This window comes from Rickettsia endosymbiont of Villa modesta (assembly GCF_964026485.1).
Classification (GTDB): domain Bacteria; phylum Pseudomonadota; class Alphaproteobacteria; order Rickettsiales; family Rickettsiaceae; genus Rickettsia; species Rickettsia asembonensis.
The window spans coordinates 807,743-832,486 of sequence record NZ_OZ032157.1 but is presented as its reverse complement, the minus strand read 5'-3'; the positions used below and the strand labels follow the sequence as shown (position 1 = coordinate 832,486).

The window sequence follows — 24,744 nt, the reverse complement described above, 5'->3', positions numbered from 1 at the left end:
TAAAGTATCAATATTATAGGTGATATTGTGAAAGAAGTTTTAAGCAAGAAAAATATTAAGCTTTATCGAATGTTTTGTTTAATAGATGATGATCAGTGTATTTGGAGCGATAAAGAAATTGAAGAATATCATATAAGGCTTAGAAAAGAATATTATGTTCGTTGTATTTCAGTTTTTGACGCTGGCTTTCTGATGAAGAATATGATGAACTAATGATATATTATCAAAGAAAATTTAATTCTAAGGAAAACAAAGAAAAATATTATCAATATGAACAGTTGTTTATATAATTTTATTTATATTTATTCAATAATACAAAAGTTTATGCACGTTTTGATAGATTGTTTATATCATTTGATTCACAAGAAGAGTATTTATCACACGTTTTATTAAGCATAAGAGAACGATTATTTTTAAAAATTATTTTACCAGAGTATCATGCTATTATTGACGGTGGTCATGATTTGACTGATATATTAAAAGTAAAAAAAGATTATGCTGAAGGTTTGGAAGCAATAAGCAAAATAGTAAAAGATCATGGACTATATATTTTAGGTAGAAAAGAGATTAAATAGCATATTAGTATTAAAAATTAGACCGTATCTAAAATTACTCAAATATTAGTTGAAAATTTATTCAAACTAATTTATTTTTAATTTGTTAAATTAGGTGTTTTATGTTTACAAAATTTTTACTTATATTAGTTTTATTATTTTTTAATTTAATTTCATATGCTAATCCTAAACCTATAGGGCTTGAATTAAATAAAGCAACCTTAGAAGAGGTGAAAGAAAAATATAAAGTTATAAGCAAGGAAGCTAATAAATGGAACGGTACTAATTATTATATAGATCCTAAAAGTATTGATTTTAAAAATGTTTCAGATGCTTTGATGATTATGTAATGATAATAATATAGTGCAAGCTGTAATTTTAGTAATGAGCAAAAATAATTTTAATGAGTTATTTGGTATGTTGTCAGAAAAATATACATTAAAAGAAAAAAATATACCTTTTGTCGGTAATAAAAAGGCAATTTTTGTTGATGATGACTGCACTATTACTTTAGATTCTCCACATCTTAATTTTGATATGGAGTTAATGTATATAACTAATGAGTTTTACAATAAATATTTAGATAAACTACAGCAAAAAGAGCAACTTGAGAAAGAAAAAAAGAAAAATCTATTGTAAATAATATTGAAAACTTTTCATAAGTGTTTATAATTTCTTAAATTAATATAGCGTATTAGAGTATTATAAAACTTATGATAAATTATTGCGAAGATTCCGGCATGGATGCTTCTATGCTTATTTATTTTATCACCGACTACGGAAACAATTTATACTTCAGGATTACCGAGTTTAACCAAATATTTCGGTATTGACGGCGGTATCACTCAAACTACGTCTACATTATATTTTTTAGGATTTGCTCTCGGTATATTAACGCTTGGCAGATTATCGGATATTTACGGCAGAAGACCTATAGCTTTACTCGGGCTTTTTATTTATGTTGTATCTTCAATTATTAGTATTTTTGCAGTTAATATAGAGATGCTGATGATAGCTCGTTTTGTACAAGCTTTCGGGGTAAGCGTTGGTTCTGTTATTGGGCAGGCTATGGTTAGAGAGTCCTATCAAGGCTCAGAGTTATCATATGTCTATGCTAGCTTATCTCCGTGGCTGTTATTTATCCCTTCCCTCGGTTCATCTATAGGGGGCTATATTATAGAATATTCAAGCTGGCATTATGTTTTTGTATTTTTTAGTCTTACCGGTACTATATTACTAGCTTTATATTATAAAGTTTTACCTGAAACAAATTCTTATATAGATTTTTCACAAAGCAGTAAATATTTTGAGGTTTTGCAGGTAATTATTAAAGATAAAATTCTTTGGTTATATGCTTTTATCATCGGTGCATTTAACGGCATATATTATGGTTTTTTCATAGAAGCTCCTTTTATTTTTATTGATAAAATGAAAGTTTCGCCGTCTTTTTACGGTAAATTAGCGTTTTTGTTATCTTTTACCGCTATCTTTGGAGGATTTTTAGGAGGGTATTTAAAGGGAGTGTTGAGCTATGAAGAGTAAAAGGTTATAATGTGATAAAAAAATAAGAAAGTAAAAAATGTCAGAGCATCAAATAACAATGGTCAGTTTAGATGAATTAGTTAGCCCGGAACATCAATATCGTAAATTTAAAAGTTAATTTAATTTCAAAGTAGTTGAGAGAGAGTTATTAGCGATAGAAACTGAAGCTAATTATAAAGGCTATGGAGCATTGAGGTTATTTAAATGTTTACTTCTACAATTTATGGAAGACTTATCTGATCGAGAATTAGAACGTTATTTGGCTGATAGTAATGCCGGCAAATGGTTTTGTGATTTTGCTCTTACAGAGACGACTCCAGATTATAGTGTGTTTAGTAAAATACGTAAGAAAATAGGTACTAACTTACTATCAAAAATATTTGCAAACTTTAGAGAACAACTACGAAAGCAAGGTTATATGAGCGAGGTATTTACCTTTGTAGATGCCTCTCATTTGATCTCAAAAGCTAGTCTTTGGACAGAACGTGATGAGTTGAGGAAGCAAAAATATGACAAGCTAAATAATGAGACTTTGCCCAAAGTTGCGAATGATAAACAAGCTAAAATTGGTTGTAAAGGAGGTAATAAGTTTTGGTATGGTTATAAAAAACATGTTAGCGTTGATATCCAATCAGGGATTATTAATAAGGTTGCAGTTACCTCTGCAAATGTTACTGATAGCAGAGGTTTTAAACACGTTATGCCACGCTCCGGTGCTGCATATGTAGATAAAGCATATTGTACAAAGTCTACCAAAGATACAGCAACTAGGCAAGAAGTGCATCTTTGTGCTGTAAAGAAAAATAACATGAAAGATAAAAGTTTTGACCTTGATAGATATTATACAAAAATTAGAGCACCTTTTGAAAGAGTATTCTCACAAGATAATAAACGTGTCAGATATATTGGTATTGCCAAAAATCAATTCTCGGAATTTATGAATGCTATATGTTTTAATTTGAAACGCTTAACCGTTTTAACGGCTAGCTAATATTATAATGGATAACGCATAGATAATAACAAAATCTCCACTGATTTTTACTAATTTTGTATATATACTTCTTTTACCTGAAAAATTGGTAGTATTAGATATTAATTATCCATAAGAACATTGATCATTCGCTCATCTAAATATTCATTTTCCAACTTTTCAAGTTAAAGAAGTATACTTTGATAGAAATTAAAAATAATAATCCTGAAATAAGCAAAATAATTGAAAAAGACCTTCCTGAACTATTAACAAAACATGCAAGTAGTTTAGGACCTGTTGTAGATGAGTTTTTAAACAAAACACCTAAGGGTCAAAAATTAAAACTAGACGGTGAAAAATTAGTAAAGATAGCCGGTAAACATGCACCTGAATTAATTAAAATTGCCGATAAATTTAGCAAACATGAATACGGTAAAATTATAGTGCCGGCGTTAAAATTATTATCAGACCCGAAAGTTCTAGGAGTAGTAGCAGAAACTATAGTTAATTTAGGAAAAAGTAAATTTAGTAAAGATAAAGAAGCGGTAGGACTGCATACAAGTAAGGTATTAGAAGAAAGACAAAGAGAGATAGGAAAACCCGGTAGAGGAGCCTAAATCCTGAGCATTTTTAATAGAATAATCATTAATCAAAAGTACACAAGACCCAGAAAAATCTTGCTATTATTTGATTAAAATTATATTGTAAATTCAAAGTGTCATTATGAAATTACAAGGATGATAGAAAGAGATTATTATTTAACACATATCAAAGATTCTTTTTAAATATTTCCTATTTGTGCCATTCTCGGTCCAAGGCAATGCGGTAAAACTACTTTAGCTCATGCTTATATTAAACAGCTTAAAGATATCTAATTCAGATTTTTCTGTACTTAAAAGCTGTTATTAGTTAATTTTAAACTACACATAAGGGTTTTTGGTTTTTACGTAAGTGAATCTGATAGGAATACCAGGCATGTCGAAAGCTTCACGCATATTATTTACTAAATACCTGGTATAGCTATCGGTAATTTTTTCCGGATTATTGGAGAATAATTTGAAAGTAGGGGGACGGGTTTTTGTTTGAGTCATATATTTTACACGCACTCTTTTACCGCCTTTTTGTAGAGGTAGTGGGTGTGCTTCCGTAGTAAAATTAAGCCATTCATTTAATTTGCTAGTAGTTATTTTCTTATTCCAAATTTTATAGATTTTAAGACACGCATCTAAAACCTGCTCTATATTTTGTTTATTTATTGCTGAAATAAATAGAACAGGTACACCTTTAACCTGAGGCAGATGAGTATTTATCTGATAATAAAATTCTTCCTGAAATGCTTCTTTTTCAGATTCTTTAACTAAATCCCATTTATTCACTACTATAACTATACTTCTCCCCTCATTTACCACATGGCTTGCAATATTTAAATCTTGCTGTTTTAAAGGGGCTAAAGCATCAATCATTAAGATTACGGTATTAGCAAATTTAATAGAGTTAATAGCATCTGAAGCCGATAATTTTTCTAAAGACTCTGTAATAGTAGATTTTTTGCGGAGTCCTGCCGTATCGATTAATTTAATGTGATTATTTTTATATTGCCAATCAATTTCAATTGATTCACGAGTAATACCGGCTTCAGGACCGGTTAATAATCTTTCATCATTAATAAGAGCGTTTATAAAAGTAGATTTTCCGGCGTTAGGTCTGCCACTAACTACTATCTGCACACAATCTCCTTTAATTGGATCGGCTATATTTGTCTCGATTGATTCTTCTTCAGGTAACTTGGCAATAATCTCGTCATATAAATCAATTAAGCCTGTGCCATGCTCGGCAGAGATAGCCACCATACTATCAAACCCTAATTTGTAGTACTCTTTATCAAAATCAAAAGCTTTCTCGCATTTATTAACTACCAATATAGCAGGCTTATTATATTTTCTAACAAAGCTACCAAGTAGCTTATCATCAGGTAATATTCCGCTTCTACCGTCAACCATAAAGCAAATTAAATCTGCCTCTAAAATTGCTTTAGTAGTCTGCTCCATTAACCTCTCTCCCATACTATCAGGATTCTCTTCAAGTCCTGGAGTATCAATTAACAAAAATTCAAAAGAGCCGATTTTGCCTTCTGTATATTTTCTATCCCTAGTGACGCCCGGCAAATCGTGAACGATAGCTTTTTTACGTATGCTTAATCTATTGAAAAGTGTTGATTTGCCTACATTCGGACGACCAATTAAAGTAATGATTTTCTTAGTCATTATTAATATATTATTATGGTTAAGAGAACTAATAATGCTCCTATAAAACTACTATATTTGCTATTATAATAGGTGTATTTTTTATTAATATGCCGTATATAAGCCAACTACAAAGAGCAATAGCACTTATAGTAAAGGCGGGCATAGAAACGGAAGCCGAAGATTTACAGGTAAAAATCTTATGAGCCTGTACATAAAACATAAAATTGCCGATTGTACCGACAATCGTCATATATTTTTCGTAAAATTTCATGAATTTTGGAGACATATGTTTATTTTTTAAATGGATCGGTAAAACCTACTCGATGTCATCCCCGTGAAAGCGGGGAGCCAGTCGCTAAAAAGTGTAAACACACTGAATTTTAAAAATTAAAAGCTCAATTAATTTCGCTTTTTTCTGGATTCCCGCCTACGCGGGAATGACATAAATCGAGCCATAACGCCTATGGCTCCTCGCAATGACGACTCAGGCTACCCTTTAAAACTCGCAATTACCGGTATATGATCTGAAGGTTTTTCTTGAGTCCTTAAATTATAATCCATATAGCAATTTTCTAAATAGTCAATAGTATTATTACAACCAAGAATCATATCAATTCGCATACCTTTATTTTGTTCAAAACATCCGGCTCTATAATCCCACCATGAAAATTCTTGTTTACTCGGATGCCTCAATCTATATAAATCCTCAAACCCGGAATTTAGAATAGTACGTAGTTTTTTTTGTTCAATTTCAGTAAAACAAGTAGTTTCAGCAAGTAGCTTAGGTGAATATACGTCTATATCGAACGGTGCAATATTGAAATCACCGCCTATGATAGTTTTTTCATCAAAAGATTTTTTAGTTGATAGATAATTGATAAAATTATCATAAAATGCTAGCTTTGCTACAAATTTATCGCTACCGACAAATGAACCGTTAGGAGCATAGAGCGAGATTATATTACAAAACCCTATAGGTGATGATAATTTTATTTCTAAGAATCTTGCTTGATCACTGCAGTAATTATTCGGAAAATCCTTAATTATTTCATCGGCAGGAAATTTTGAAATTATAGCAACACCGTTATATGATTTTTGCCCGTGAACATAAAAATTATAAGGTAAATCGGATAATTCATCAAAAGGAAATTTTTCGGTTTCGCATTTTATTTCTTGCAATAATAAAATATCCGGATTTTCTTTAGATAAAAAATTACGCAATAAAGTAAGTCTTGTTTTTATGGAATTAATATTCCAAGTAGCTATCTTCATGTTTGTTTTTCTATGTCTTCTAATTTTTCATTACGGAATCGCCACTCAAGAAAACCAAAATGATAAACTAAGAGACTAGTAATAAATGCTCCGGAAATTACTATAATCATTGAATATTTTATTGTATGATAATTTGGATTACTACCATACATATCTAATAATAAGCTAAAAGCTATACCCCATAATACAGTAATTTCAATACTAACTCCTCTTGGTATCCTCTTAATTGAATTTTCTTTCATAATAAAATCTCGTAATATTGCACCGCAATTAGCCGTAATGAAAGCAAAAAACGGTCCCCAAAAACTTAGAGGCTCAATTTTGTGAATAATAACCATTGCAACTCCTATAATTATAATAAGTTGCTTGTCCGAATGAATCGCAAATTGCTACTATATTATTTAATGATTGTTCTAAATAATTATCTTTAGCAATATGTTTCTTATAATAGCTGAATAATTTAATAATTGTAAAACCGAGTAAAACTACTACAAATATGTAATAGAAATAAGAAGGAGTAAAATAGAAGTTTAAATGTCCGGTATCATGGTTTACTATTAAATCTAACATTATACAGCTACTAACAGAGGGTAATACCGCAAATAAAAATGTACCGAATAAAGTACTATTTTTTCTGCTACTCAAAATAATTCCCGAAAAAGCAAAAGCAAGGCAACCAAGTAAACCTATAACATGGCACCAACGAGAATCTATAGATTTAGGCAATAGAATATGATATATGTATGTCTTAATAATTTTTTTATACTCGTTACTTGCAAGAAAATCATCTATCGCAAAATTAAATTGTTCAACTATATTTAAAGATACGGTTTTTTTGCTAAACATTAAATGTAGGGGAGTTTTAATATTTAAGGGAACTTCTAATATATTCCTGTCCATTGTTCTTCCTAAAATATTAACGGCACCGACAATTCGATCACTAATGAAACCGTCAATTTCTTTCTTGATTAGTCCATTTATCAATTCCATATTATTTTGATATATTCTAATTATATCTTGATTTTTCTCATTATATAAAAAATCCGTAAATTTAGGGTCTCCGTATACAGTACCTTTCACTATTCCTAACTGGAGATTAAATAGACGTATTTGTGCTGTTAGTTCATTAACATTTTGGAAATTTAACTTTTTGGCAAGTGGTTCAATAATAAATAATGATAATTCTTCAAGGCGATAAGGCTTTGAAAAATAAGCATAGTTACTTCTCTCAGTAGTATAAGTGGCTTCTGCTGTCATTTCGGCATTTCCACTTTGAATATCTAATTGATCTTGATACCAGCTATCTTGATTATACTCAATATTGATACCTATTTTTGTAGCAATAGCGTTAATTAATTCTATATCCATACCGGAAACAGTAGTATGACCGTTTGAAGTAGCAATTAAGTATTGGTAAGGCTCATTTATATACCAGGCATTTATCAAAGTTTTTTTATCGGCTGTCCCTTCGCATTCTAAAATTGCTTGTTGTTCGTTTGCACCTATGCTCAAAGCATAAAAATTTTTAGAAATGAGAAGTATAAAAATAAAAAGCTTTAAAATTTTCATGGTCTGTATTTTTTTAGAATTGTGTTTTTTATTGTCATTCCCGCAAGGCATTGCCCACGTGGACCGGTAAAACCCACTGTGTCACCCCGTGGTCAAGCCACGGGATGACATGTTTAGCCACGAACTACTTTAATTTCGCCGTCAGAAAATTTAATATTAAAAATTTTTTCATTTGCAGCAGTAATTTTAGAAGATAAAAAATTACCCGTTTCTCCTTTAACTATAGCAAAACCTCGTTTTAATACGTTATTATAATCAAGGCTTGCAAGTAACGTACTATTTAATTCTAATGTATACTCAAAATTTTTCAAAGTATTATTTGCCGATTTTGATAGATAAGCTGTTTGATGTGTTAATTCTAATGTTTTGTAATTGAGTATTTTAGTAGGGTTAACTCTTTCTTTAGAAAAAGATTTAAGTTTTGTTTCTTGTAGTTCAATGAAGCACGGTAAAGCATCTAGCAAATTAAAACCGGTTTCGTCCAGTAATTGCTGTCTATTATTCATATAGTGAGAGAGATATCTGTGTATTTTATCGTAATTTATTATATTTTGTTCGTGATACTTAATTAACCTGCTAGTATTATTCAATAATATTTTTTCATAAGATTGTAGAGTATTATTTAAAATAGATCGTACCGGTACAGCAAATTCTGCGGCAGCCGTCGGTGTTGGAGCTCTTTTATCGGCTGCTAAATCTATTAAAGTATAATCCACTTCATGACCTACTGCGGAAATAATAGGAATTTTTGAGTTATAAGCGGCACGTACTAATATCTCATCGTTAAATGACCAAAGATCTTCTATAGAACCGCCGCCTCTAGCAACAATTATAACACTTGGTTTATTGATCTCTTCTAAATTGTTAAATCCTTCAATTGCTTCAGCAATTTCATTGCCGGAATTTTCGCCTTGTACGCTAACCGGCCATATTATTATCCGAGTCGGAAAACGTTCGCGAATACGATGAATAATATCTTTAATAACAGCACCGGTTATTGAAGTGATAACACCTATTTTATCAGGTAAAAAAGGTATAGGAATACGTTTCTTATTAAATAGTCCCTCTTTTTCTAAACGAGCTTTGCGTTCATTTAGAATTTGCAACATAGCACCAAGTCCTGCAGGTTGCAAATTATCTACCAATAATTGATAGCGTGAATTACCTGCATAACTTGAAAGCTTGCCGCTAATCACCACTTCCATACCATTATTTAAAGGAAATTTGATTTTAGCAAGAATAGGACGCCAGCAAGTACAAGCTAAAATAGCGGTATTTTCTTTTAAGTTAAAATAAGCATGACCTGAGCTTGCTATTTTTAAACCTGAAATTTCTCCTTTTACCTTAATATAGCCAAAATTATTTTCTAATAATTCTTTGATTTTATTAGAAATCTCACTAACTGAAAACTCTTTAGTTGCTTGATTTGCAATGAAATTGTCTAGCATTTGTTTAAGGTTACTTGTAGTTTGAACGGGGGTTTATGTCATTCCCGTGAGGCATTGTTGCGTGGAGCGGTAAAACCAACTGTGTCACCCCGTGGCTTGACCACGGGGTCCATAAAAACAATAAAAAATACTAATAGTATGTTTAACTGGATACCGTGGACAAGCCACGGTATGACCCCCAGCAGGTTTCTCGAGCCGTGCAACAACGCCAGTCTTTCGCAGGAATGACATCCATTAATGACATATACTTCTTTTACCTGAAGAATTGGTAGTATTAGATATTAATTATCCATAAGAACATTGATTATTCGCTCATCTAAATATTCATTTTCCAACTTTTCAAGTTAAAGAAGTATACATCTCTCCATAGAATAACCTTGCACTGCAAAAGAGCAAGCAAAATTTTTTATTATTTGATATATTACTAATAGCTTGCTATTATTTTTTACTATTAAAATATATTTATTAATATAAATGCTATTGCGAATAATATGCTTGCTTATTATCATAATATTTTCTTTGGTAAGCTTTGCCGACCTTTCTAAGAATGGTCAGAATATTAAAATTAGTAATATGATAGCCGACTTCGTAGAGTATAACGAAAGTCAGGATTTGATATATGCTAAAGGTAATATAAGAATTATCACGGATGAGTATTTATTAACGGCAGGTAATTTACTTTATGATATAGAAAATGATATTTTATGGGCAGAAGGTAATATCCGAATTAAGGATAAACAAAACAGAATAATAGAGGGTGATAAAGCAGTTTTAAAAGACGAATTTAAGAAAGGGATCATATCGGAATTCATTTTACTATCCGGTGATAATAATCTTTTAATTGCTAAACTTGCCGAAAGAATAGATGAAAATAATCTTAAGCTGCACCATGCCGAATTTACCCCTTGCGATGTTACTTGTAATAGAAACCCTATTTGGCAAATTGCTGCTAAGGATACTTATATTCATTCTGAAGAGCATAGAATAGTTTATAAAAACGTATTTTTTGAAGTATACGGCGTACCGATTTTTTACTTACCGTATTTTTTCCATCCGACTCCTACGGCCCCTGCAACTTCCGGATTATTGGTACCTGACGCCAAAAATAAAGGGTTTGGTATACCTCTATATCTACGTGCAAAACCTAATATGGATTTTACTCTCACTCCAAGAATTTTTAGTAAATATCAAACTTATGAGCTAGAAACACGCTATAGTCCGAATGATACCGATAATATGAATTTTCAAGGTAGTTACGGTAAATTACCGTATTTTCTAAAAAAAGACGGAAATGTAGTGAAAAATAAAAAGGTTTCTTCTTATCATTATATAGCAAGCGGTAATTTTATTAGTACCGATAAAGTTTATGATTATGGCTTCAGGGTGGAGCGTACATCGGATAAAGCTTATTTAAAAAATTATTATAATAACTATGCTTCATATTTAACTTCTAAAATATTCTTAAATAAAATTCATGAAGCTGATTATTTTTCGGCGGAAGGATTAAGTTTTCAAGGCTTAGGTAGTAATGATAGTAAGTATACTGACCCGTTAGTATTACCGAAAATCAATACAAAAAACGTGATAAATTTGAATGATAATGACAACAGCCATATCGTTGTTGAAAATAATACGTTAATGTACAAAGAAAGAATAGGGAAACAAGTCGCTAGAACCTCTTTGCAACTATCCTTTATGCATAATGTGCTGACTTCTTCAGGGCAAATTTTTGATTTTGTAGCAAAAGATAGAGGTGATTTTTATCTTGCTAGACGGGCTTATTTAGATAAGACGAGAGAAAGTAAATCATTTCAAAGGAATATACCGGAATTGCAAACTTTATGGCGTTATCCGTTAGTAGGTAATATAACAAAAACAATAAATTTACTTATTGAGCCGGTAGTTTCTTTTACTATGGGGCGTAAACTATCTAAGAAAGATAAAAAATTTGTTATAATTGATCCTGCTAAATATGAATTATCCGAAAAAAATATCTTTTTATCAAATCGTTATAGCGGTATTGATTGCCATGATTTCGGTAATAGATTAAGTTACGGCTTAAATACTAGTATTGCTAAAGAAGAAAATTATTTAAAATTATTTTTAGGACAGTCGCGTAATACAAGATATAGTATAGATTTGCCTGCTGATGATACGGAAAATGTAGGGCAGATTCTAGGTAATCTTTCTAATAATTTAGAAGTGTTTTATAGCTTTCGGAAAGATAGATATTTCAGACCTATTAGAGATGAGGTGGGAGGAAATTTTAACTATGATAAGATTAACTTGCTAGGTAGTTTTATTCAGCTTACAAACCTTAAAAAATATTATTCCGTAGAAAGTATAAAGGTTTCAAATAATAGAGTACGACAATTTTATGGAGACATAAATTATCAGCTAGCAGAAAATTGGACTATAGGCTTTGGTGCACGTATTGATCTCTCTAGACGTTCTCCAAATTTACTTACTCGAACTATTAGGGTGACATATGCTAAAGATTGTGTTAGAATTACTGCAAAGATTTATTCCGATTATCTAGCCGATGGAAGCAGAGGAATCAAAAAGACTACCTCTTCGCCGACTATTTCTATCGGTTTAAAAGTTTTGAATATGTGAGTTTAGCATTGTGCTTGTACGGATATTTAATCGTCATTGCGAGGAGCCATAGGCTGCGTGGATCGGTTTATGTCATTCCCGCGAAGGCGGGAATTTAGGGTAAAGCGAGATAAATCGAGCTTTATTCGATATTATGTATATCTTTTAATTACTGGATTCCCGCCTACGCGGGAATGACATCAATACAACAAGTCACTTGATTATTTAGCTTTTTATCGATAGTCAGGATAAAAACTATTCCAATTATTACGTTATGTGAGTCTAGAAATATGATAAAATTATTATTAATCATTACTGTTTTTTTTGCTTTTAATGTAGCACAAGCTTCGCTGCCGAATATAGTAGCATCCGTAAATGATGAACCTATTACTCTTAATGAGTTCCGTGCTAGAAAAAAAATGATTATGGCACTAAATAATGTTGAAAGTCTAACGCCTGCTCAAGATAAGCAGCTAAGTGATTTAGCAATCAAGAGCTTAATTGATGAATCTTTGCTTTTTCAATATGCCGGAGATAGAGCAATTCCGCAAGAAGAGATAGATAATGCTATTAAATCTATTGAAGATCGTAATAAAATGCCTCACGGTTCTCTTCTTCAGTATTTAAAAAGCAGATCGGTTAATCCTGATAGTTTTATTTCCCAAATTAAATCCGAGTTGATTAAAATGAATATTTTATCAAGTCTATCAAGATCGGTACAAGTAAGTAATAAAGAAATAGATGTTGCAATTTTATCTAGTGATCAAAAAGACGTAGAAATTTCAATGCAAGTATTTACATCTAAAGATGGTGGCAATAAAGCGTTTACACAGATGAATAATTTGAAAAATCGACTAAAAAAATGTGCAGATGTTAAAAAATCGCTTTATGATAATTTTGCTAATATGCAAATTATTACCGATAAGCTTAGCAAGATAGAAGGCGTAAAACAAACTATTGTAAAGGACTTAAGCTCGGATAAAGCAAGCAATGTTTTTGAAGTAAATAACAAATTTGAAATAATATTAGTGTGCAGCAAAAAGATCTTAAATGTTAATGAAGATGAAAATAATTATGTAGTAAACTTCCTAACCAATAAAAAGATTTCACAAAAAGCACAAAAAATGTTTGAAAATATGCGTAAGAAAGCAGCTATAAAAATAATGCTGCCGTCTTAGTATGTGGTTGTTCTATGTCATTCCCGCGAAGGCGGGAATCCAGAAAAATAACCTTGATTATTAACAGAATTATATACTTGATAAAAATAAACGTTTTACTGGATTCCCGCCTTCGCGGGAATGACCTGCCATTGCTCCCTTCAATTGCAAAACATGCAGCATCTCATCAAATTAATCCTCTTAAAAAGCACGGACAAAATTTTATTTTTGACAGTAGTCTATGTGATAAAATTGTACGTGCGAGTAACCTTGCAGAAAATAGCAGAGTGCTAGAAATAGGACCCGGCACCGGAGGGTTAACTAGGTCAATATTGCAGAAAAATCCTGAATCCTTAACTGTTATAGAAACAGATGAGAGATGTATCCCGCTCCTTAATGAGATTAAAGAATATTATCCTAATCTAAATATTATTAAACAAGATGCTCTTAAAATAAATTTAACTGATTTAGGTTATGATAAAGTAACTATAATCTCTAATTTACCATATCATATAGGTACTGAGTTAGTAATTAGATGGCTGAAAGAAGCACGGTTAATTACTAATATGACGCTAATGTTACAAAAGGAAGTAGTAGAACGTATTTGTGCTATGCCGTCAACTAAAGCATATGGCAGGTTATCGGTAATATGTCAGTTAATTACTAAAGTAGAAAAATGCTTTGACGTAGTACCGACTGCTTTCTATCCACCTCCTAAAGTATATTCTGCGATAGTCAAACTAATACCTTTAGAAAATCCGCCGTCTATTGCTCTGATAAATAAAGTTGAGCAAATAACAAAACTTGCTTTTGCAGGACGACGGAAAATGATAAAATCATCACTGAAAAATCTTGTACCTAATATACATGAAATATTAACTCAGTTGAAAATCAATGATAATTATCGTGCTGAAAATCTTACTCCTCAAGATTATTTGAGAATTGCCGAAATGTTAGACAATGTCACCTAGTTCGCTTGACGAGCGTTGTTGCATGGCTCGGAAAATCTGCAGGGTGTTATACCGTGGCTTGTCCACGGTATCCAGTAAAACCACTCAAAATACTAATATTATTAGTATTTTTAACTGGATCCCGTGAATAAATCACGGGATGACACATCATTCAGTTTTATCTAACTTTTTTGCTTCTGCTTCTTGCTGTAGTTTATATTCTGCTGCTTTTTCTTCTATGTAGTTAAAAAAGAAATAACAAAATGTTAAAAAGCTAGTTAAAATGATTGCAAACATTATTAATATTAATTTAAGTTCTTTTTTAGAGTTTTCAGCTTTTAATCGCTTTTCCTTCTCTTCATCAATTATAAACTCAGGTAATATATCTGATTCTTCTTCTTTATTTTCCATGCGTTACCAATATCTTAAGTTTATTAAAAATTAATGATAGAGTTTAAATATCATTTAAGTAAATTACGATATAAAGATACTTAAAATAAGTCAACAATTTTTAATCATTAGTTGTGATTTAATATAAATTACTGGTGCTTTTTAAAATAATTTTCCTTCACAGAACCTAGAATTTCTGATTTTAATTTTGGGAAATCTACATTATCTTAGTCAAGTGTATGAAAGTGTTTAAGCTTTCTTCGTCGTCTTTAGTCATTATATAAGGTACTTTAACATATATACTTCTTTTACCTGAAGAATTGGTAGTATTAGATATTAATTATCCATAAGAACATTGATTATTCGCTCATCTAAATATTCATTTTCCAACTTTTCAAGTTAAAGAATATACTGAACAAAAATTATCTTAATTTTAAACACTATTTCTTCCAAAAAAATATCCTTCCTATAATTCTCTACTTAATTTCTTATCTCTCAACACTTCCTAAAAGTAAAATTTGGGGCATTTATAATCTTTACAGTAGCTATTCCTTATTTTCTAAGTAATATGACAAGTCCTACCGAATTGTTTATATACTTCTTTAACTTGAAAAGTTGGAAAATGAATATTTAGATGAGCGAATAATCAATGTTCTTATGGATAATTAATATCTAATACTACCAATTCTTCAGGTAAAAGAAGTATACTACAGAGTTTAGTTATTTTATTTGTTTCAGATAGTATGCCTGCGGCTCCAATTTTTTATAAACATTTTCCAGTTTTTAAACGTTTTACTTCAGCTACTCTTACATATGCTTTATCAAGCGCTATAATGTATGTAGTGGTATCCTCTGGTCTTGTTTATTTAACTAAGTTTTTTAATTATTGGGGACTATTTATTGTTTTTGCTTTAGTAGCAACTGGTTTTGCAACTGGTTTATCTCATTTTGAAAAGGTAGAAAAAGAAGCTGGGAATTATCCTCTATAAACAATTCTTTTTGTTGGTTTTGTATTGATAAATGTGTATAGCATAGTTGAGTTAATTTTTGTACTAGTGTAGGTATTTCTAAGTGCATGCTAATTGCTACAAATGCACTTAAACTTTCCTTTATTACTTTTTTAGCTTTCTCAGGTGATTTAGCTCCTAAAGTCTGTATATTATGGACTCTATCAAAAAGTTTTATAAGTGCCGTATCGTGTCTTTTTTGTTTAATTAATTGATTTAAACTCTCTTCGGCACTTATTTTTCCATAAGGTTTGATTCTAGTTAATCCCTCTACATGTTTCGCTACTGCTATACTAAAAATCTTAGTTATCATTTCTTCGGTTAGTTCTGTATCTTCAATAGTATCGTGGAGTAGGGCAGCTTGCAGCATAATAGCAGTATAAAGTTTTGGGGCTTCTTCAGCTACAAACACCGCAAGCATAATCGCCACCTCAATCGGATGCGAATAGTAAGGATCGCCTGATTGATGCATTTGTGAACCGTGATATTTACGAGCGTAGTAGATAGCTTTTTTGACTTCCTCTATATCAACGGGATTTTTTACTTTAGTGTTTAAATATTCGAGTTTATCAAGTAGCTTTTTAGCATAAACGCAAGTTTCAAACTTTTCTTTCCAAGAGCTTATATCTTCCATAAAAGTTATTTTTTATTTTTGTTAATAATAGTTGATTACAATTAAAGTAAAAATAAAAAGTTGCAATAATAAATAATTGTTTAGCCCTAAAGAAGTATTAATAATTGTAACTTTTGGTATTTCAGCGGCTATTATTCTGTTTTATTAGTTGCTTTAGCTTCTTGTTCTTGCTGTAATTTATACTCTGCCGCTTTTTCTTCTGCATAATTAAAAAAGAAATAACAGAAAGTTAAAAAACTAGTCAAAACTATTCCAAGAGTTATTAGTATTAACTTAAGCTCTTTCCTTGCATTTTGAGCTTTTAATTTCTTTTCTTCCTCTTCATCAATATAAGACTCAGAGGTTAAAATTTCTTCTTCTTTATTTTCCATATTTTAACTCTTTAAAATTAGCTTATATATTAATGATAGAGTTTAATTATCATTTGAGAGAAGTAATTTATAGGGGGAATTAAAAGAAGTCAATAATTATTAATTGTAATAATTATATTTTTAATAAATCTATCTTACTCAAAAATACGGCTTTTTCTATTTACTAGGTAAATATACATTAGTTCTTGAGTCTTATAATAAGGCAATTGAACTTGATCCTACAAATTCTGAAGTACAATATAATAAACAAAATTTATTAAAGCGTATGTATTGTTAAGTAAAAAATGCTGGAAAGCTTGATTTTATGCTGCGTTCGCCGTTTGATACATTGGTGAATTTGCCTAAAAATGGCGAATGGTACCCGCGGCCGGACTTGAACCGGCAAGAGCTTACGCTCCACGGATTTTAAGTCCGTTATGTCTACCATTCCATCACGCGGGCAAATACAGAACTGTATTTTTCTAAGTGGACAGGCTAATAGAAAAAATACAAAAAAGCAAGTACTTTTATCATTAATATATTAGTCTGATATGAAAAAATTATTAAACACCTTTAAAATAGTTAGTTTATGCATTAATTTATTAGATAATTAACTTAAATAGTGACAAAATAGTAATAATATGATAGATTAGTTTCAGAAAGTAATACTTTCTCTTGCATGTTATTGACATGTTTATTGACAAATGCCGCAAAGTAAGGTAGTTTTGCATAATGAATTTTTATCGGCTCTTATATTTAAGTTTTAGTTATTATAAGCGTGTGTTAAGTTCAAATAAGTAATTTCTATCTAATAAAGGTTTTTATGGCTACAAATATAGTAGGTAAAGTTAAGTGGTATAATTCTACGAAGAATTTTGGATTTATTGAACAGGAAAATGGCGTCAAAGATGTGTTTGTACACAAATCAGCCGTAGACGCAGCAGGTTTACATAGCCTTGAAGAAGGACAAGATGTAATTTTTGATCTTGAAGAAAAGCAAGGAAAAGCCTATGCTGTTAACCTCAGAATTAAATAAATATATTTATAATACCAAAAGCAGCTATCCAAAATTGTTTATAATTTAGGGTAGCCTAGCCATCTTTATCAATATAGTAAATATTTTGTTTTTGTCTTATAATAACCTATATAATTTTAAGTATAATAAATTATTTTTACTAAAGGGCATGAAAATGCCCTAAATCTAATAATATTATTCTGGCTTGAATAAGATTCTAAAATAGTTTCATTATTCATTATCGTTTTATATATTTAGTTGGTTTGTAATCTAGCTTAAGCATATTTTTTGATTCAGGATAATTATATAAGTCGTTATTTTAATTTACTATAACTTATTTTTTATACAATAGACCTGCATAACTTATCTTACAGGTAGGCTCTTAATAAAGGGAATAAGAGATTTCTACTCTACTCAAGCGTACTATAGTTAAGTATGTAAGGCTGAGAGAGCGTCTCATATATCTTTAAGAAATGGGTTATGTAAGTGGTCTAATCAATAATGTGCATATTTTGATTTAAAACTATATTGGATTATATAATGAAAAATTTTAATTTATCTGAAGAATTAATTATCGCTCTTGAGACAATGAATATCACTGAGCCGACTGAAGTACAAAAGCAATCGATTCCGGTTGCAATGGCGGGGGCAGACATACTCGCTTCTAGCCAAACAGGTTCAGGAAAAACTCTCGCTTATTTATTGCCGTTAATTGATTCATTTATTAAAAATCAAACTACTGCTTTAATTCTTGTTCCGACTAGAGAATTAGCAACGCAAATACACAGTACTTTAAATAAAGTAACTACATCCTATAAAATTAATAGTGCAGTTTTGATAGGCGGTGAACCGATGCCTAAACAATTTATGCAATTAAAAAAGAATCCGAAAGTGATTATCGGTACGCCGGGGCGTATTATCGATCACTTAAATAGAGGAAGTTTAAAAATTGATCGCATAGGCATAACCGTACTTGACGAAATGGATAGAATGCTTGATATGGGGATGAAAGAACAGTTAGAAGAAATCAATAAATTTTTACCGGGAAAAAGACAAGTTTTAATGTTTTCCGCTACTATGCCAAAACATATTATTGCTGTTTCTCAAAAATATCTAAACAATCCAGTACGTATTACGGTGGGTGCTACTAATAAAGCAGCTGCAGAAATAAAACAGGAATCAATGCATGTTTCTGATAAAGAAAAATTTAGTGAATTAACTAAACAACTTGGTAATAGGGAAGGATCGGTAATTGTTTTTGTGAAGACTAAACGCTCTGCCGATCAATTAGCTAAAATGTTAAAATATGAAAATCATAAAGCAGAAGCTATACATGGTGATTTAAGTCAGCGTCAACGTGAAAGAGTAATTTTATCATTTCGTAAGTCAAATCATAGAATAATGGTAGCAACTGATGTAGCGGCTCGTGGGCTTGATATTCCTCATACACAGCATGTTATTAATTATGATTTACCTATGTGTCCTGAAGATTATTTACATAGAATAGGTAGAACGGGTAGAGCAGGGGCTACCGGACATGCACTGTCTTTTATTTCTCCTGATGATGTTATTAGATGGCGTGCAATTGATCGTCTAGTAAATAAAGGAGAATCTACACCACGCAGTGAGTTTAGGAGTGATAAAAATAATCGTAAAAGATCATTCGGTAAAAGAGCCAGCGGTGAGGGTAAAAATCGTAAAAAAACTTTTGACGGTAACAGCTACGGTAATAAAAGAAAGAAAGTATCGTAGTTTAGATTTACGTCATTGCGAGTGATCTTTGATTTCGTGGGTGGTTATTATATTGTCACCCCGTGGCTTGACCATGGGGTCCAAAAAACAACTTAAAATACTAATATTAGTATTTTAAACTGGGCCCCGCTACAAGCTCGCGGGATGACAGAAGTGGAATTGATCTATGCAGCAACGCCGATCAAGCGGTGGGATGACAAATATAAAAAAGGAGGATAAATTCATAAATTTAAATTTTTCACGATTTCAATATATATCTAATATTTTCTTTATATTAATAATTTCTTTTCCCGGAGGTTTAATTTATTTACTTACCGGTTCAACTCTTTCTTTTTGGCTTCGAGAATCCGGTTTTGATAAAATCACTATCGGGCTTTTTAGTTTAGTTAATTTTATTCATATATTTAAATTTTTATGGGGTCCTTTACTAGAAAAAGTAAGTTTTGCTCCTTCAAGTAAGCGAGGATATAAATATTGTTTAATTATTGCTTTGGTTAGCTGTATTTGTTGTGTATATGTTCTAACAAATTTTAACCCTAACACTCATTTTATACCATTTGCTTTATGCTTAGTAGCTGTGGCATTTTTTTCTTCCATTTATGATATGTTGCTTCAATCATCACAGATGTTACTTATTATAAATAAAAATTGGGGCATAAGTGAGGCAGCTTGTACTACAGGCTTTAGAATAGGTATACTTATAGCAGGTTCAGGAGCGTTATATTTATCAACTATCATATCTTGGCAAGATGTTTATCGTGCTATGGCAATTTTATGTATACCGTCATTACTATTAATTATAATTTATCCGCTTAAATTTAAAGATAAGATAATTATTAATGATTTTGATAGATTTTGGCATGCTTTTTATGACTTTATCAAGAAACCTAAATGGCTAATAATTGTTAGTTTTATGCTTCTATATCGTCTTCAAGATAATTTTCTTTCAATTATGCCGAATATGTTTTATCTCGATATTGGGTATACGAAGAAAGATTTAGCTCTTGGATATAAAGCTTTCGGTATGTGTGCTACAATCCTTGGAGGTTTTATAGGCGGGTTTTTGTGCCGAAAATATGAATATTCTTATTTGCTTAAAAGAGCATTAATATGTCATGCTTTATCTAGCCTATCTTTTTTATTTCTCTATTTTTATAATCGAGATATTACAAGTCTGTATATAGCGGTCTTTTTTCAAGAATTTACCAAAGGCTTAACTATGTCCCCGTTTTTTTCTTACCAATTAAGATGTTGTAGTTCTAAATATTGTATAACCCAAATTGCTTTAATTACTTCTATTGCTTATATTAGTACCATATTGTTTGGTAGTATTTCAGGCTATGCAGCTACTTATTTAGGTTGGACTTATTTTTTCATCGTAGCAGGATTTTGTTTTATACCGGCTTATATATTAATTAGATATTTACCGCCTTATGTTATTTCCGCGTAGTATTGTTGCGTGGATCAGCTTTCTCGTCATTGCGAGGAAATTACGAAGTAATTGACGAAGCAATCCAGTAAAAAAATGCTATAAATTGACATTTTTTATTATCTTTTCTAGATTGCCGCAGCTACTTGACGATTAGGTGTCCACGCAACAATCTTCAAGATAAATACAAATATATTGTAAAAACGGTACTATCGATTTATAATAATCAACAAATTTATTAGTGTACTTTAATTATGTTTATTCAAACTGAAGATACTCCCAACCCTGATGCAATAAAGTTTTTCCCGGGACAGGAAATAAGTAGTGAACAGCCGGTATTTTTTAGCGATATTGCTGAAGTTAAAGGAAGAAGCAAACTTGCAGAGTCACTATTTTATATTAATAATGTAAAATCAGTATTTTTTGGTAGTGATTTTATAACGGTGACTAAGCAAGCTGAAAGTAATTGGCAAGTTATAAAGCCTGAAGTTTTAATGGTTATTATGGATCATTTTGTTTCGGGATTTCCGGTATTTGAAGGAAGTACAAAAGCAGATAATGTAAATCATAACCTTGATGGGCTTTCGGAAATAGAGAAGCAAATCGTAGAGATTATTGAAACTAGAGTGCGTCCATCTGTTGCACAAGATGGTGGTGATATAATATATAAAGGCTTTGAAAACGGTATAGTTAAATTAGCTCTTCGCGGTGCATGTCTTGGCTGTCCAAGTTCTACTATTACCTTAAAAAACGGCATTGAATCCATGCTTAAACATTTTGTACCAGAAGTGCAAGAAGTTGAAGCTGTAGAGGAAGATTGTGAGTAATTTAGGTATTGCTAACTATAAGAATTCAACGTCATTGCGAGGAAAAACTGCAAGTTTTGACGAAGCAATCCAGTAAAAAATTCTGTAAATCAGAATTTTTTTAATTATTTTTTTGAATCGCTATGTCGCTTCGTTCCTCGCAAGGCGTTGTTGCGTGGATCAATTTTATCTCTGTGTCACCCCGTGGCTTGACCACGGGGTCTATAAAAACAATAAAAAATACTAGTAATTTTAGTATTTTTAACTGGATACCGTGGTCAAGCCACGCGGGGTGACAGTGAAAAACCCGTGAACGCTCACGTTAAAGAAGCTAACCTTCCTTTGCAGAATTGATTATATCATTTTGATGTCAAATAACGTAATGTAGTTCAACATCTTTTGGAGCATATACTATGATAGGTAGTTTGCTATTATATCTTAAAAATGTTTCATCGCCTAAAAATACACTAACCGGTTTTATGGTTGCTTTTACCCCAGGGCATGCCATCATTGTACTAGCAGGCTTGATCGCTAACTTGATCGATTATATAATAATTATACTTCTTTTACCTGAAGAATTGGTAGTATTAGATATTAATTATCCATAAGAACATTGATTATTCGCTCATCTAAATATTCATTTTCCAACTTTTCAAGTTAAAGAAGTATATATCCCCATCCTTCATTCTAAAGTTTTTGTTTCCAGCTTACCGCCAAACCAAACACGATTACAATCTTTGCATTTTTTGTTGCTTGCAATTCTAACGCCAGTTTAGGATAAGAAGAGTTTAAGATTATCGAAAAAAGAGTTTAAAATATTAGTTTTAGTAATATTAAAAGCATTAACACAAGCTAGAATATGAACTAAAAAATTAGTAGGTGATCGATGCCTTGAGTGTTCAAGATTCATATTATTTTTTAGGACATTAAATACTGACTCAACCAACGACCTTTTTCTAAGCTGTATTTTATCTTCCATTTCCAATAAATGATTCTTCATATCTTTTCTAATTCCTGTAAATAAGCGTAATCCACGACCTAATAATTTAGTAAATAATTCCTTAGAAATATATCCCTTATCACCAAAGAGTTTACCTTGTAATCCATCAGTTATATCGTCTGCTACCGATAAATCACTATTATTTGCTTTGGTAATTTTGATCGCCATAATCGCTCCCTTATTGTTAATTACTATATGCAACTTAAACCCCATAAACCATCCATAACTACTCATCCCTATTTTAGCTATATACTTCTTTAACTTGAAAAGTTGGAAAATGAATATTTAGATGAGCGAATAATCAATGTTCTTATGGATAATTAATATCTAATACTACCAATTCTTCAGGTAAAAGAAGTATACCACTAAATACTTTATTGCTATTTGTACGTTTTGTATGACATATCGATAATTTAGTTGAATCTATGCAATAAATTCCTGTTTCCTCTCCTCTAAATAGTTGCAACATTATAACCAAGCGGTAGAATTAATCTTGACCATAATTGTATTATTCGACTATAACTTGGTAATTTAAAATAACCTCTATATTTATATGATAAGTGATATAAATAATAATTCTTAAAATCTTTGCACGGCGATATATAAAAATATAATACGATAGTTAAAAGCTCTGAAAGGCTTAAATTCCCTTCTCTCCGGCGTTTTCTATCTGTTGGTATTAATTTTTGCTTCTCCCATTCTTCATATATTTCACAAAAATTGTCTAGTATCTAAAATAAAGTTGTGATACATTTTTTCATTGTTGGGTTCTTGTTTTTTTGTTGAAAAACTTCAGTAACCCAACACTCTTAACTTGTAAATACTTTATTCTTATTCCATGCTTCTCTTCTTCCTTATCCTAAATTCGCGTTTCTAAGGAATTATTTACTAAATTATTAGGTCGTGGATTACGCTTATTTACAGGAATTAGAAAAGATATGAAGAATCATTTATTGGAAATGGAAGATAAAATACAGCTTAGAAAAAGGTCGTTGGTTGAGTCAGTATTTAATGTCCTAAAAAATAATATGAATCTTGAACACTCAAGGCATCGATCACCTACTAATTTTTTAGTTCATATTCTAGCTTGTGTTAATGCTTTTAATATTACTAAAACTAATATTTTAAACTCTTTTTTCGATAATCTTAAACTCTTCTTATCCTAAACTGGCGTTTCTACTTTTAGCTTTTCTTCATTAGACTCTGTAGGTAAATGAATTACATATCGTTTTTGGCTATCTGTCGGTAGAGGGTAGGGTGCAATATCTTTTAACCGCTTATCGGTATCAGCTAATAAATGAGTATTTAAAAAACATAATGTAAGAAGTAGTATAATTTTTTGAAACATATTAATAACCTAGTCTATAATATCAAAAGTATGTTGATAAACTTCATTAGTAGGAAGCCCTATTGCATTAATATCAAATTTAAGCGACGGTTCAACTCTGCTACTTGCATTATGAATTCTAAAATTAATGCTAAATCCACGATTAAATACTATAGTTTTAGAATAAATTCCTCCATTTTTAGTATTAATAGTATGAATATAGTTAGGGTAATTAGTTTTTTTGGTGTTAAGTGTATTATTAAAATTATATGCTTGAATGAAAACTTTATTTGATCCATAACACATTTTTTTATAAAAATCATATTTTCCTATTAAATAAGATATTAGTGCCTTACAAACATTATTAGCTTTTTCTTCATCAACTGAACAAAGATTTGTGATTTCCTCAGACCAAGCATTGAGTATAGGCCAGTAATATTTATTAGCTTTATCAAGTAAATTTTCCCATAATGCAGTTTTATTTGAAAGAGTTTTAATTTGTCTTAATTCTCCAAATAATGGTTTTACAATATCCCAATATTTAGCACTACAACCATTACCATCAAGTCCCCATTTTTTTACAAAGTCAATTGAATCGGAAAGCCTTGTATGTTTTAACGCTTGGTGATTCGTTTTGCAAGATATGCCTATAGTAGTATTTATTCTCGTTTTTCCTGACCGGCAATTTTAACCATTTTTGGGGCTTGGGGATGGAAAGGTATATGTCTATA

At 30.9% G+C, this 24,744-nt stretch carries 30 protein-coding genes, 1 tRNA gene and 4 pseudogenes; 20 read left to right on the top strand and 15 right to left on the bottom strand.

The features are described from left to right. The first annotated feature begins 27 nt into the window (after positions 1 to 27). The 8 genes and pseudogenes from AC5584_RS04800 to AC5584_RS04765 form a co-directional block, all read left to right on the top strand. Positions 28 to 213 (top strand): hypothetical protein, encoded by a 186-nt coding sequence (locus AC5584_RS04800; protein ID WP_499216041.1) that lies wholly within the window; start codon positions 28 to 30, stop codon positions 211 to 213. A gap of 128 nt (positions 214 to 341) precedes the next feature. Further along, the gene (locus AC5584_RS04795) at positions 342 to 575 is read left to right on the top strand and encodes a hypothetical protein (RefSeq protein ID WP_499216040.1); all 234 of its coding nucleotides are present in this window, start codon (positions 342 to 344) and stop codon (positions 573 to 575) included. A 101-nt stretch (positions 576 to 676) separates the two neighbouring features. Next, complete coding sequence (locus tag AC5584_RS04790) at positions 677 to 904, top strand: hypothetical protein (RefSeq protein ID WP_499216039.1); 228 nt, start codon at positions 677 to 679, stop codon at positions 902 to 904. Between the two features lie 34 nt (positions 905 to 938). Beyond that, positions 939 to 1,193 carry a hypothetical protein gene (locus AC5584_RS04785; RefSeq protein ID WP_499216038.1) on the top strand — a complete coding sequence of 85 codons (255 nt, stop codon included), beginning with the start codon at positions 939 to 941 and terminating at the stop codon, positions 1,191 to 1,193. 105 nt (positions 1,194 to 1,298) lie between these two features. After that, positions 1,299 to 2,069: pseudogene (locus tag AC5584_RS04780) on the top strand (Bcr/CflA family efflux MFS transporter); the annotation flags it as partial. A gap of 181 nt (positions 2,070 to 2,250) precedes the next feature. Beyond that, complete coding sequence (locus AC5584_RS04775) at positions 2,251 to 3,087, top strand: transposase (RefSeq protein ID WP_499216977.1); 837 nt, start codon at positions 2,251 to 2,253, stop codon at positions 3,085 to 3,087. A 179-nt stretch (positions 3,088 to 3,266) separates the two neighbouring features. After that, entirely contained in the window at positions 3,267 to 3,683 is a 417-nt protein-coding gene (locus AC5584_RS04770) for a hypothetical protein (protein WP_499216037.1), read from the top strand. A 120-nt stretch (positions 3,684 to 3,803) separates the two neighbouring features. Beyond that, positions 3,804 to 3,935, top strand: a pseudogene (locus AC5584_RS04765) (AAA family ATPase); the annotation flags it as partial. 51 nt (positions 3,936 to 3,986) lie between these two features. Here the strand turns inward: AC5584_RS04765 and der are convergent. The 6 genes and pseudogenes from der to xseA all read right to left on the bottom strand — a co-directional run bounded on the left by der (position 3,987) and on the right by xseA (position 9,601). Continuing rightward, the gene (der, locus tag AC5584_RS04760; RefSeq protein ID WP_499216036.1) at positions 3,987 to 5,330 is read right to left on the bottom strand and encodes a ribosome biogenesis GTPase Der; all 1,344 of its coding nucleotides are present in this window, start codon (positions 5,328 to 5,330) and stop codon (positions 3,987 to 3,989) included. A gap of 2 nt (positions 5,331 to 5,332) precedes the next feature. Next, positions 5,333 to 5,598 (bottom strand): annotated as a pseudogene (locus AC5584_RS04755) (SemiSWEET family sugar transporter). Between the two features lie 203 nt (positions 5,599 to 5,801). Next, entirely contained in the window at positions 5,802 to 6,584 is a 783-nt protein-coding gene (xth, locus tag AC5584_RS04750) for an exodeoxyribonuclease III (protein ID WP_499216035.1), read from the bottom strand. Beyond that, a complete protein-coding gene (locus AC5584_RS04745; protein ID WP_499216034.1) occupies positions 6,581 to 6,922 on the bottom strand; it encodes a hypothetical protein in 342 nt (113 codons plus the stop codon). The genes xth and AC5584_RS04745 overlap by 4 nt, the downstream gene beginning before the upstream one ends. Further along, positions 6,900 to 8,204, bottom strand: coding sequence for a transporter substrate-binding domain-containing protein (locus AC5584_RS04740; protein WP_499216033.1), 1,305 nt, complete (start codon positions 8,202 to 8,204; stop codon positions 6,900 to 6,902). The genes AC5584_RS04745 and AC5584_RS04740 overlap by 23 nt, the downstream gene beginning before the upstream one ends. A gap of 62 nt (positions 8,205 to 8,266) precedes the next feature. Next, positions 8,267 to 9,601, bottom strand: coding sequence for an exodeoxyribonuclease VII large subunit (gene xseA / locus AC5584_RS04735; protein WP_499216032.1), 1,335 nt, complete (start codon positions 9,599 to 9,601; stop codon positions 8,267 to 8,269). A gap of 54 nt (positions 9,602 to 9,655) precedes the next feature. Between xseA and AC5584_RS04730 the strand changes: the two genes are divergently transcribed. Further along, on the top strand, positions 9,656 to 9,829 hold the full coding sequence (locus AC5584_RS04730) for a hypothetical protein (RefSeq protein WP_499216031.1): 174 nt from the start codon (positions 9,656 to 9,658) through the stop codon (positions 9,827 to 9,829). A gap of 116 nt (positions 9,830 to 9,945) precedes the next feature. On the opposite strand, the gene AC5584_RS04725 is transcribed toward AC5584_RS04730, so the two are convergent. Then, a complete protein-coding gene (locus AC5584_RS04725; RefSeq protein ID WP_499216030.1) occupies positions 9,946 to 10,110 on the bottom strand; it encodes a hypothetical protein in 165 nt (54 codons plus the stop codon). Between AC5584_RS04725 and AC5584_RS04720 the strand changes: the two genes are divergently transcribed. The 4 genes from AC5584_RS04720 to AC5584_RS04705 all read left to right on the top strand — a co-directional run bounded on the left by AC5584_RS04720 (position 10,076) and on the right by AC5584_RS04705 (position 14,451). Next, the gene (locus tag AC5584_RS04720; RefSeq protein WP_499216029.1) at positions 10,076 to 12,217 is read left to right on the top strand and encodes an LPS-assembly protein LptD; all 2,142 of its coding nucleotides are present in this window, start codon (positions 10,076 to 10,078) and stop codon (positions 12,215 to 12,217) included. The two genes, AC5584_RS04725 and AC5584_RS04720, sit on opposite strands and share 35 nt — an antisense overlap. Before the next feature lie 269 nt (positions 12,218 to 12,486). Then, positions 12,487 to 13,374, top strand: coding sequence for a SurA N-terminal domain-containing protein (locus AC5584_RS04715; RefSeq protein ID WP_499216028.1), 888 nt, complete (start codon positions 12,487 to 12,489; stop codon positions 13,372 to 13,374). A gap of 131 nt (positions 13,375 to 13,505) precedes the next feature. Next, positions 13,506 to 14,324: a 16S rRNA (adenine(1518)-N(6)/adenine(1519)-N(6))-dimethyltransferase RsmA gene (rsmA, locus tag AC5584_RS04710; protein WP_499216027.1), complete on the top strand. Its 819-nt coding sequence runs from the start codon at positions 13,506 to 13,508 to the stop codon at positions 14,322 to 14,324. Further along, positions 14,314 to 14,451, top strand: coding sequence for a hypothetical protein (locus AC5584_RS04705; RefSeq protein ID WP_410527057.1), 138 nt, complete (start codon positions 14,314 to 14,316; stop codon positions 14,449 to 14,451). The genes rsmA and AC5584_RS04705 overlap by 11 nt, the downstream gene beginning before the upstream one ends. Positions 14,452 to 14,471: 20 nt before the next feature. On the opposite strand, the gene AC5584_RS04700 is transcribed toward AC5584_RS04705, so the two are convergent. From AC5584_RS04700 to AC5584_RS04690, 3 genes are all read right to left on the bottom strand, one after another. Further along, on the bottom strand, positions 14,472 to 14,714 hold the full coding sequence (locus tag AC5584_RS04700) for an RP671a family tick cell line-upregulated protein (RefSeq protein ID WP_499216026.1): 243 nt from the start codon (positions 14,712 to 14,714) through the stop codon (positions 14,472 to 14,474). Between the two features lie 876 nt (positions 14,715 to 15,590). Continuing rightward, positions 15,591 to 16,334 carry an HD domain-containing protein gene (locus tag AC5584_RS04695; protein WP_499216025.1) on the bottom strand — a complete coding sequence of 248 codons (744 nt, stop codon included), beginning with the start codon at positions 16,332 to 16,334 and terminating at the stop codon, positions 15,591 to 15,593. Positions 16,335 to 16,465: 131 nt separating this feature from the next. Continuing rightward, complete coding sequence (locus AC5584_RS04690; protein ID WP_410526902.1) at positions 16,466 to 16,705, bottom strand: RP671a family tick cell line-upregulated protein; 240 nt, start codon at positions 16,703 to 16,705, stop codon at positions 16,466 to 16,468. A 127-nt stretch (positions 16,706 to 16,832) separates the two neighbouring features. Here AC5584_RS04690 and AC5584_RS04685 point away from each other — a divergent pair, with 127 nt between their 5' ends. Next, complete coding sequence (locus AC5584_RS04685; RefSeq protein WP_499216976.1) at positions 16,833 to 16,982, top strand: tetratricopeptide repeat protein; 150 nt, start codon at positions 16,833 to 16,835, stop codon at positions 16,980 to 16,982. A gap of 78 nt (positions 16,983 to 17,060) precedes the next feature. On the opposite strand, the gene AC5584_RS04680 is transcribed toward AC5584_RS04685, so the two are convergent. Beyond that, a tRNA-Leu gene (locus tag AC5584_RS04680) sits at positions 17,061 to 17,146 on the bottom strand. Positions 17,147 to 17,507: 361 nt separating this feature from the next. Here AC5584_RS04680 and AC5584_RS04675 point away from each other — a divergent pair. From AC5584_RS04675 to AC5584_RS04655, 5 genes are all read left to right on the top strand, one after another. Next, positions 17,508 to 17,720, top strand: a complete 213-nt coding sequence (locus AC5584_RS04675) for a cold-shock protein (protein ID WP_410526901.1) — start codon at positions 17,508 to 17,510, stop codon at positions 17,718 to 17,720. Between the two features lie 519 nt (positions 17,721 to 18,239). Next, complete coding sequence (locus AC5584_RS04670; RefSeq protein WP_499216024.1) at positions 18,240 to 19,451, top strand: DEAD/DEAH box helicase; 1,212 nt, start codon at positions 18,240 to 18,242, stop codon at positions 19,449 to 19,451. Between the two features lie 193 nt (positions 19,452 to 19,644). Next, positions 19,645 to 20,901, top strand: a complete 1,257-nt coding sequence (locus tag AC5584_RS04665; RefSeq protein WP_499216975.1) for an MFS transporter — start codon at positions 19,645 to 19,647, stop codon at positions 20,899 to 20,901. A gap of 233 nt (positions 20,902 to 21,134) precedes the next feature. Then, positions 21,135 to 21,707, top strand: coding sequence for a NifU family protein (locus AC5584_RS04660; protein ID WP_499216023.1), 573 nt, complete (start codon positions 21,135 to 21,137; stop codon positions 21,705 to 21,707). A 122-nt stretch (positions 21,708 to 21,829) separates the two neighbouring features. Further along, complete coding sequence (locus AC5584_RS04655) at positions 21,830 to 21,982, top strand: hypothetical protein (protein WP_499216022.1); 153 nt, start codon at positions 21,830 to 21,832, stop codon at positions 21,980 to 21,982. Between the two features lie 74 nt (positions 21,983 to 22,056). Here the strand turns inward: AC5584_RS04655 and AC5584_RS04650 are convergent, their stop codons facing one another. Continuing rightward, positions 22,057 to 22,194: an ecotin family protein gene (locus tag AC5584_RS04650; RefSeq protein ID WP_499216974.1), complete on the bottom strand. Its 138-nt coding sequence runs from the start codon at positions 22,192 to 22,194 to the stop codon at positions 22,057 to 22,059. A 264-nt stretch (positions 22,195 to 22,458) separates the two neighbouring features. Beyond that, positions 22,459 to 23,417: pseudogene (locus AC5584_RS04645) on the bottom strand (IS982 family transposase). Positions 23,418 to 23,549: 132 nt separating this feature from the next. Between AC5584_RS04645 and AC5584_RS04640 the strand changes: the two are divergent. Beyond that, positions 23,550 to 23,852 carry a transposase gene (locus AC5584_RS04640; RefSeq protein WP_499216950.1) on the top strand — a complete coding sequence of 101 codons (303 nt, stop codon included), beginning with the start codon at positions 23,550 to 23,552 and terminating at the stop codon, positions 23,850 to 23,852. On the opposite strand, the gene AC5584_RS04635 is transcribed toward AC5584_RS04640, so the two are convergent. Together AC5584_RS04635 and AC5584_RS04630 are read right to left on the bottom strand one after the other, a co-directional pair. Beyond that, complete coding sequence (locus AC5584_RS04635; protein ID WP_499216021.1) at positions 23,849 to 24,034, bottom strand: ecotin family protein; 186 nt, start codon at positions 24,032 to 24,034, stop codon at positions 23,849 to 23,851. The two genes, AC5584_RS04640 and AC5584_RS04635, sit on opposite strands and share 4 nt — an antisense overlap. A 9-nt stretch (positions 24,035 to 24,043) precedes the next feature. Then, complete coding sequence (locus AC5584_RS04630) at positions 24,044 to 24,676, bottom strand: HaeIII family restriction endonuclease (RefSeq protein ID WP_499216973.1); 633 nt, start codon at positions 24,674 to 24,676, stop codon at positions 24,044 to 24,046. Positions 24,677 to 24,744: the final 68 nt, after the last annotated feature.

Bases quoted from the DNA above. Each gene is read 5' to 3' on its own strand.
- AC5584_RS04790 (WP_499216039.1), top strand. From the start codon at position 677: ATGTTTACAAAATTTTTACTTATATTAGTTTTATTATTTTTTAATTTA.
- AC5584_RS04700 (WP_499216026.1), bottom strand. From the start codon at position 14,714: ATGGAAAATAAAGAAGAAGAATCAGATATATTACCTGAGTTTATAATT.
- AC5584_RS04740 (WP_499216033.1), bottom strand. From the start codon at position 8,204: ATGCCTTGCGGGAATGACAATAAAAAACACAATTCTAAAAAAATACAG.
- AC5584_RS04665 (WP_499216975.1), top strand. From the start codon at position 19,645: ATGACAAATATAAAAAAGGAGGATAAATTCATAAATTTAAATTTTTCA.
- AC5584_RS04725 (WP_499216030.1), bottom strand. From the start codon at position 10,110: ATGATAATAAGCAAGCATATTATTCGCAATAGCATTTATATTAATAAA.
- AC5584_RS04690 (WP_410526902.1), bottom strand. From the start codon at position 16,705: ATGGAAAATAAAGAAGAAGAAATTTTAACCTCTGAGTCTTATATTGAT.
- AC5584_RS04660 (WP_499216023.1), top strand. From the start codon at position 21,135: ATGTTTATTCAAACTGAAGATACTCCCAACCCTGATGCAATAAAGTTT.
- AC5584_RS04655 (WP_499216022.1), top strand. From the start codon at position 21,830: ATGTCGCTTCGTTCCTCGCAAGGCGTTGTTGCGTGGATCAATTTTATC.
- AC5584_RS04705 (WP_410527057.1), top strand. From the start codon at position 14,314: ATGTCACCTAGTTCGCTTGACGAGCGTTGTTGCATGGCTCGGAAAATC.
- AC5584_RS04785 (WP_499216038.1), top strand. From the start codon at position 939: ATGAGCAAAAATAATTTTAATGAGTTATTTGGTATGTTGTCAGAAAAA.
- AC5584_RS04715 (WP_499216028.1), top strand. From the start codon at position 12,487: ATGATAAAATTATTATTAATCATTACTGTTTTTTTTGCTTTTAATGTA.
- AC5584_RS04745 (WP_499216034.1), bottom strand. From the start codon at position 6,922: ATGGTTATTATTCACAAAATTGAGCCTCTAAGTTTTTGGGGACCGTTT.
- AC5584_RS04670 (WP_499216024.1), top strand. From the start codon at position 18,240: ATGAAAAATTTTAATTTATCTGAAGAATTAATTATCGCTCTTGAGACA.
- der (WP_499216036.1), bottom strand. From the start codon at position 5,330: ATGACTAAGAAAATCATTACTTTAATTGGTCGTCCGAATGTAGGCAAA.
- AC5584_RS04720 (WP_499216029.1), top strand. From the start codon at position 10,076: ATGCTATTGCGAATAATATGCTTGCTTATTATCATAATATTTTCTTTG.
- AC5584_RS04695 (WP_499216025.1), bottom strand. From the start codon at position 16,334: ATGGAAGATATAAGCTCTTGGAAAGAAAAGTTTGAAACTTGCGTTTAT.
- AC5584_RS04675 (WP_410526901.1), top strand. From the start codon at position 17,508: ATGGCTACAAATATAGTAGGTAAAGTTAAGTGGTATAATTCTACGAAG.
- AC5584_RS04635 (WP_499216021.1), bottom strand. From the start codon at position 24,034: ATGTTTCAAAAAATTATACTACTTCTTACATTATGTTTTTTAAATACT.
- xth (WP_499216035.1), bottom strand. From the start codon at position 6,584: ATGAAGATAGCTACTTGGAATATTAATTCCATAAAAACAAGACTTACT.
- AC5584_RS04650 (WP_499216974.1), bottom strand. From the start codon at position 22,194: ATGGCATGCCCTGGGGTAAAAGCAACCATAAAACCGGTTAGTGTATTT.
- xseA (WP_499216032.1), bottom strand. From the start codon at position 9,601: ATGCTAGACAATTTCATTGCAAATCAAGCAACTAAAGAGTTTTCAGTT.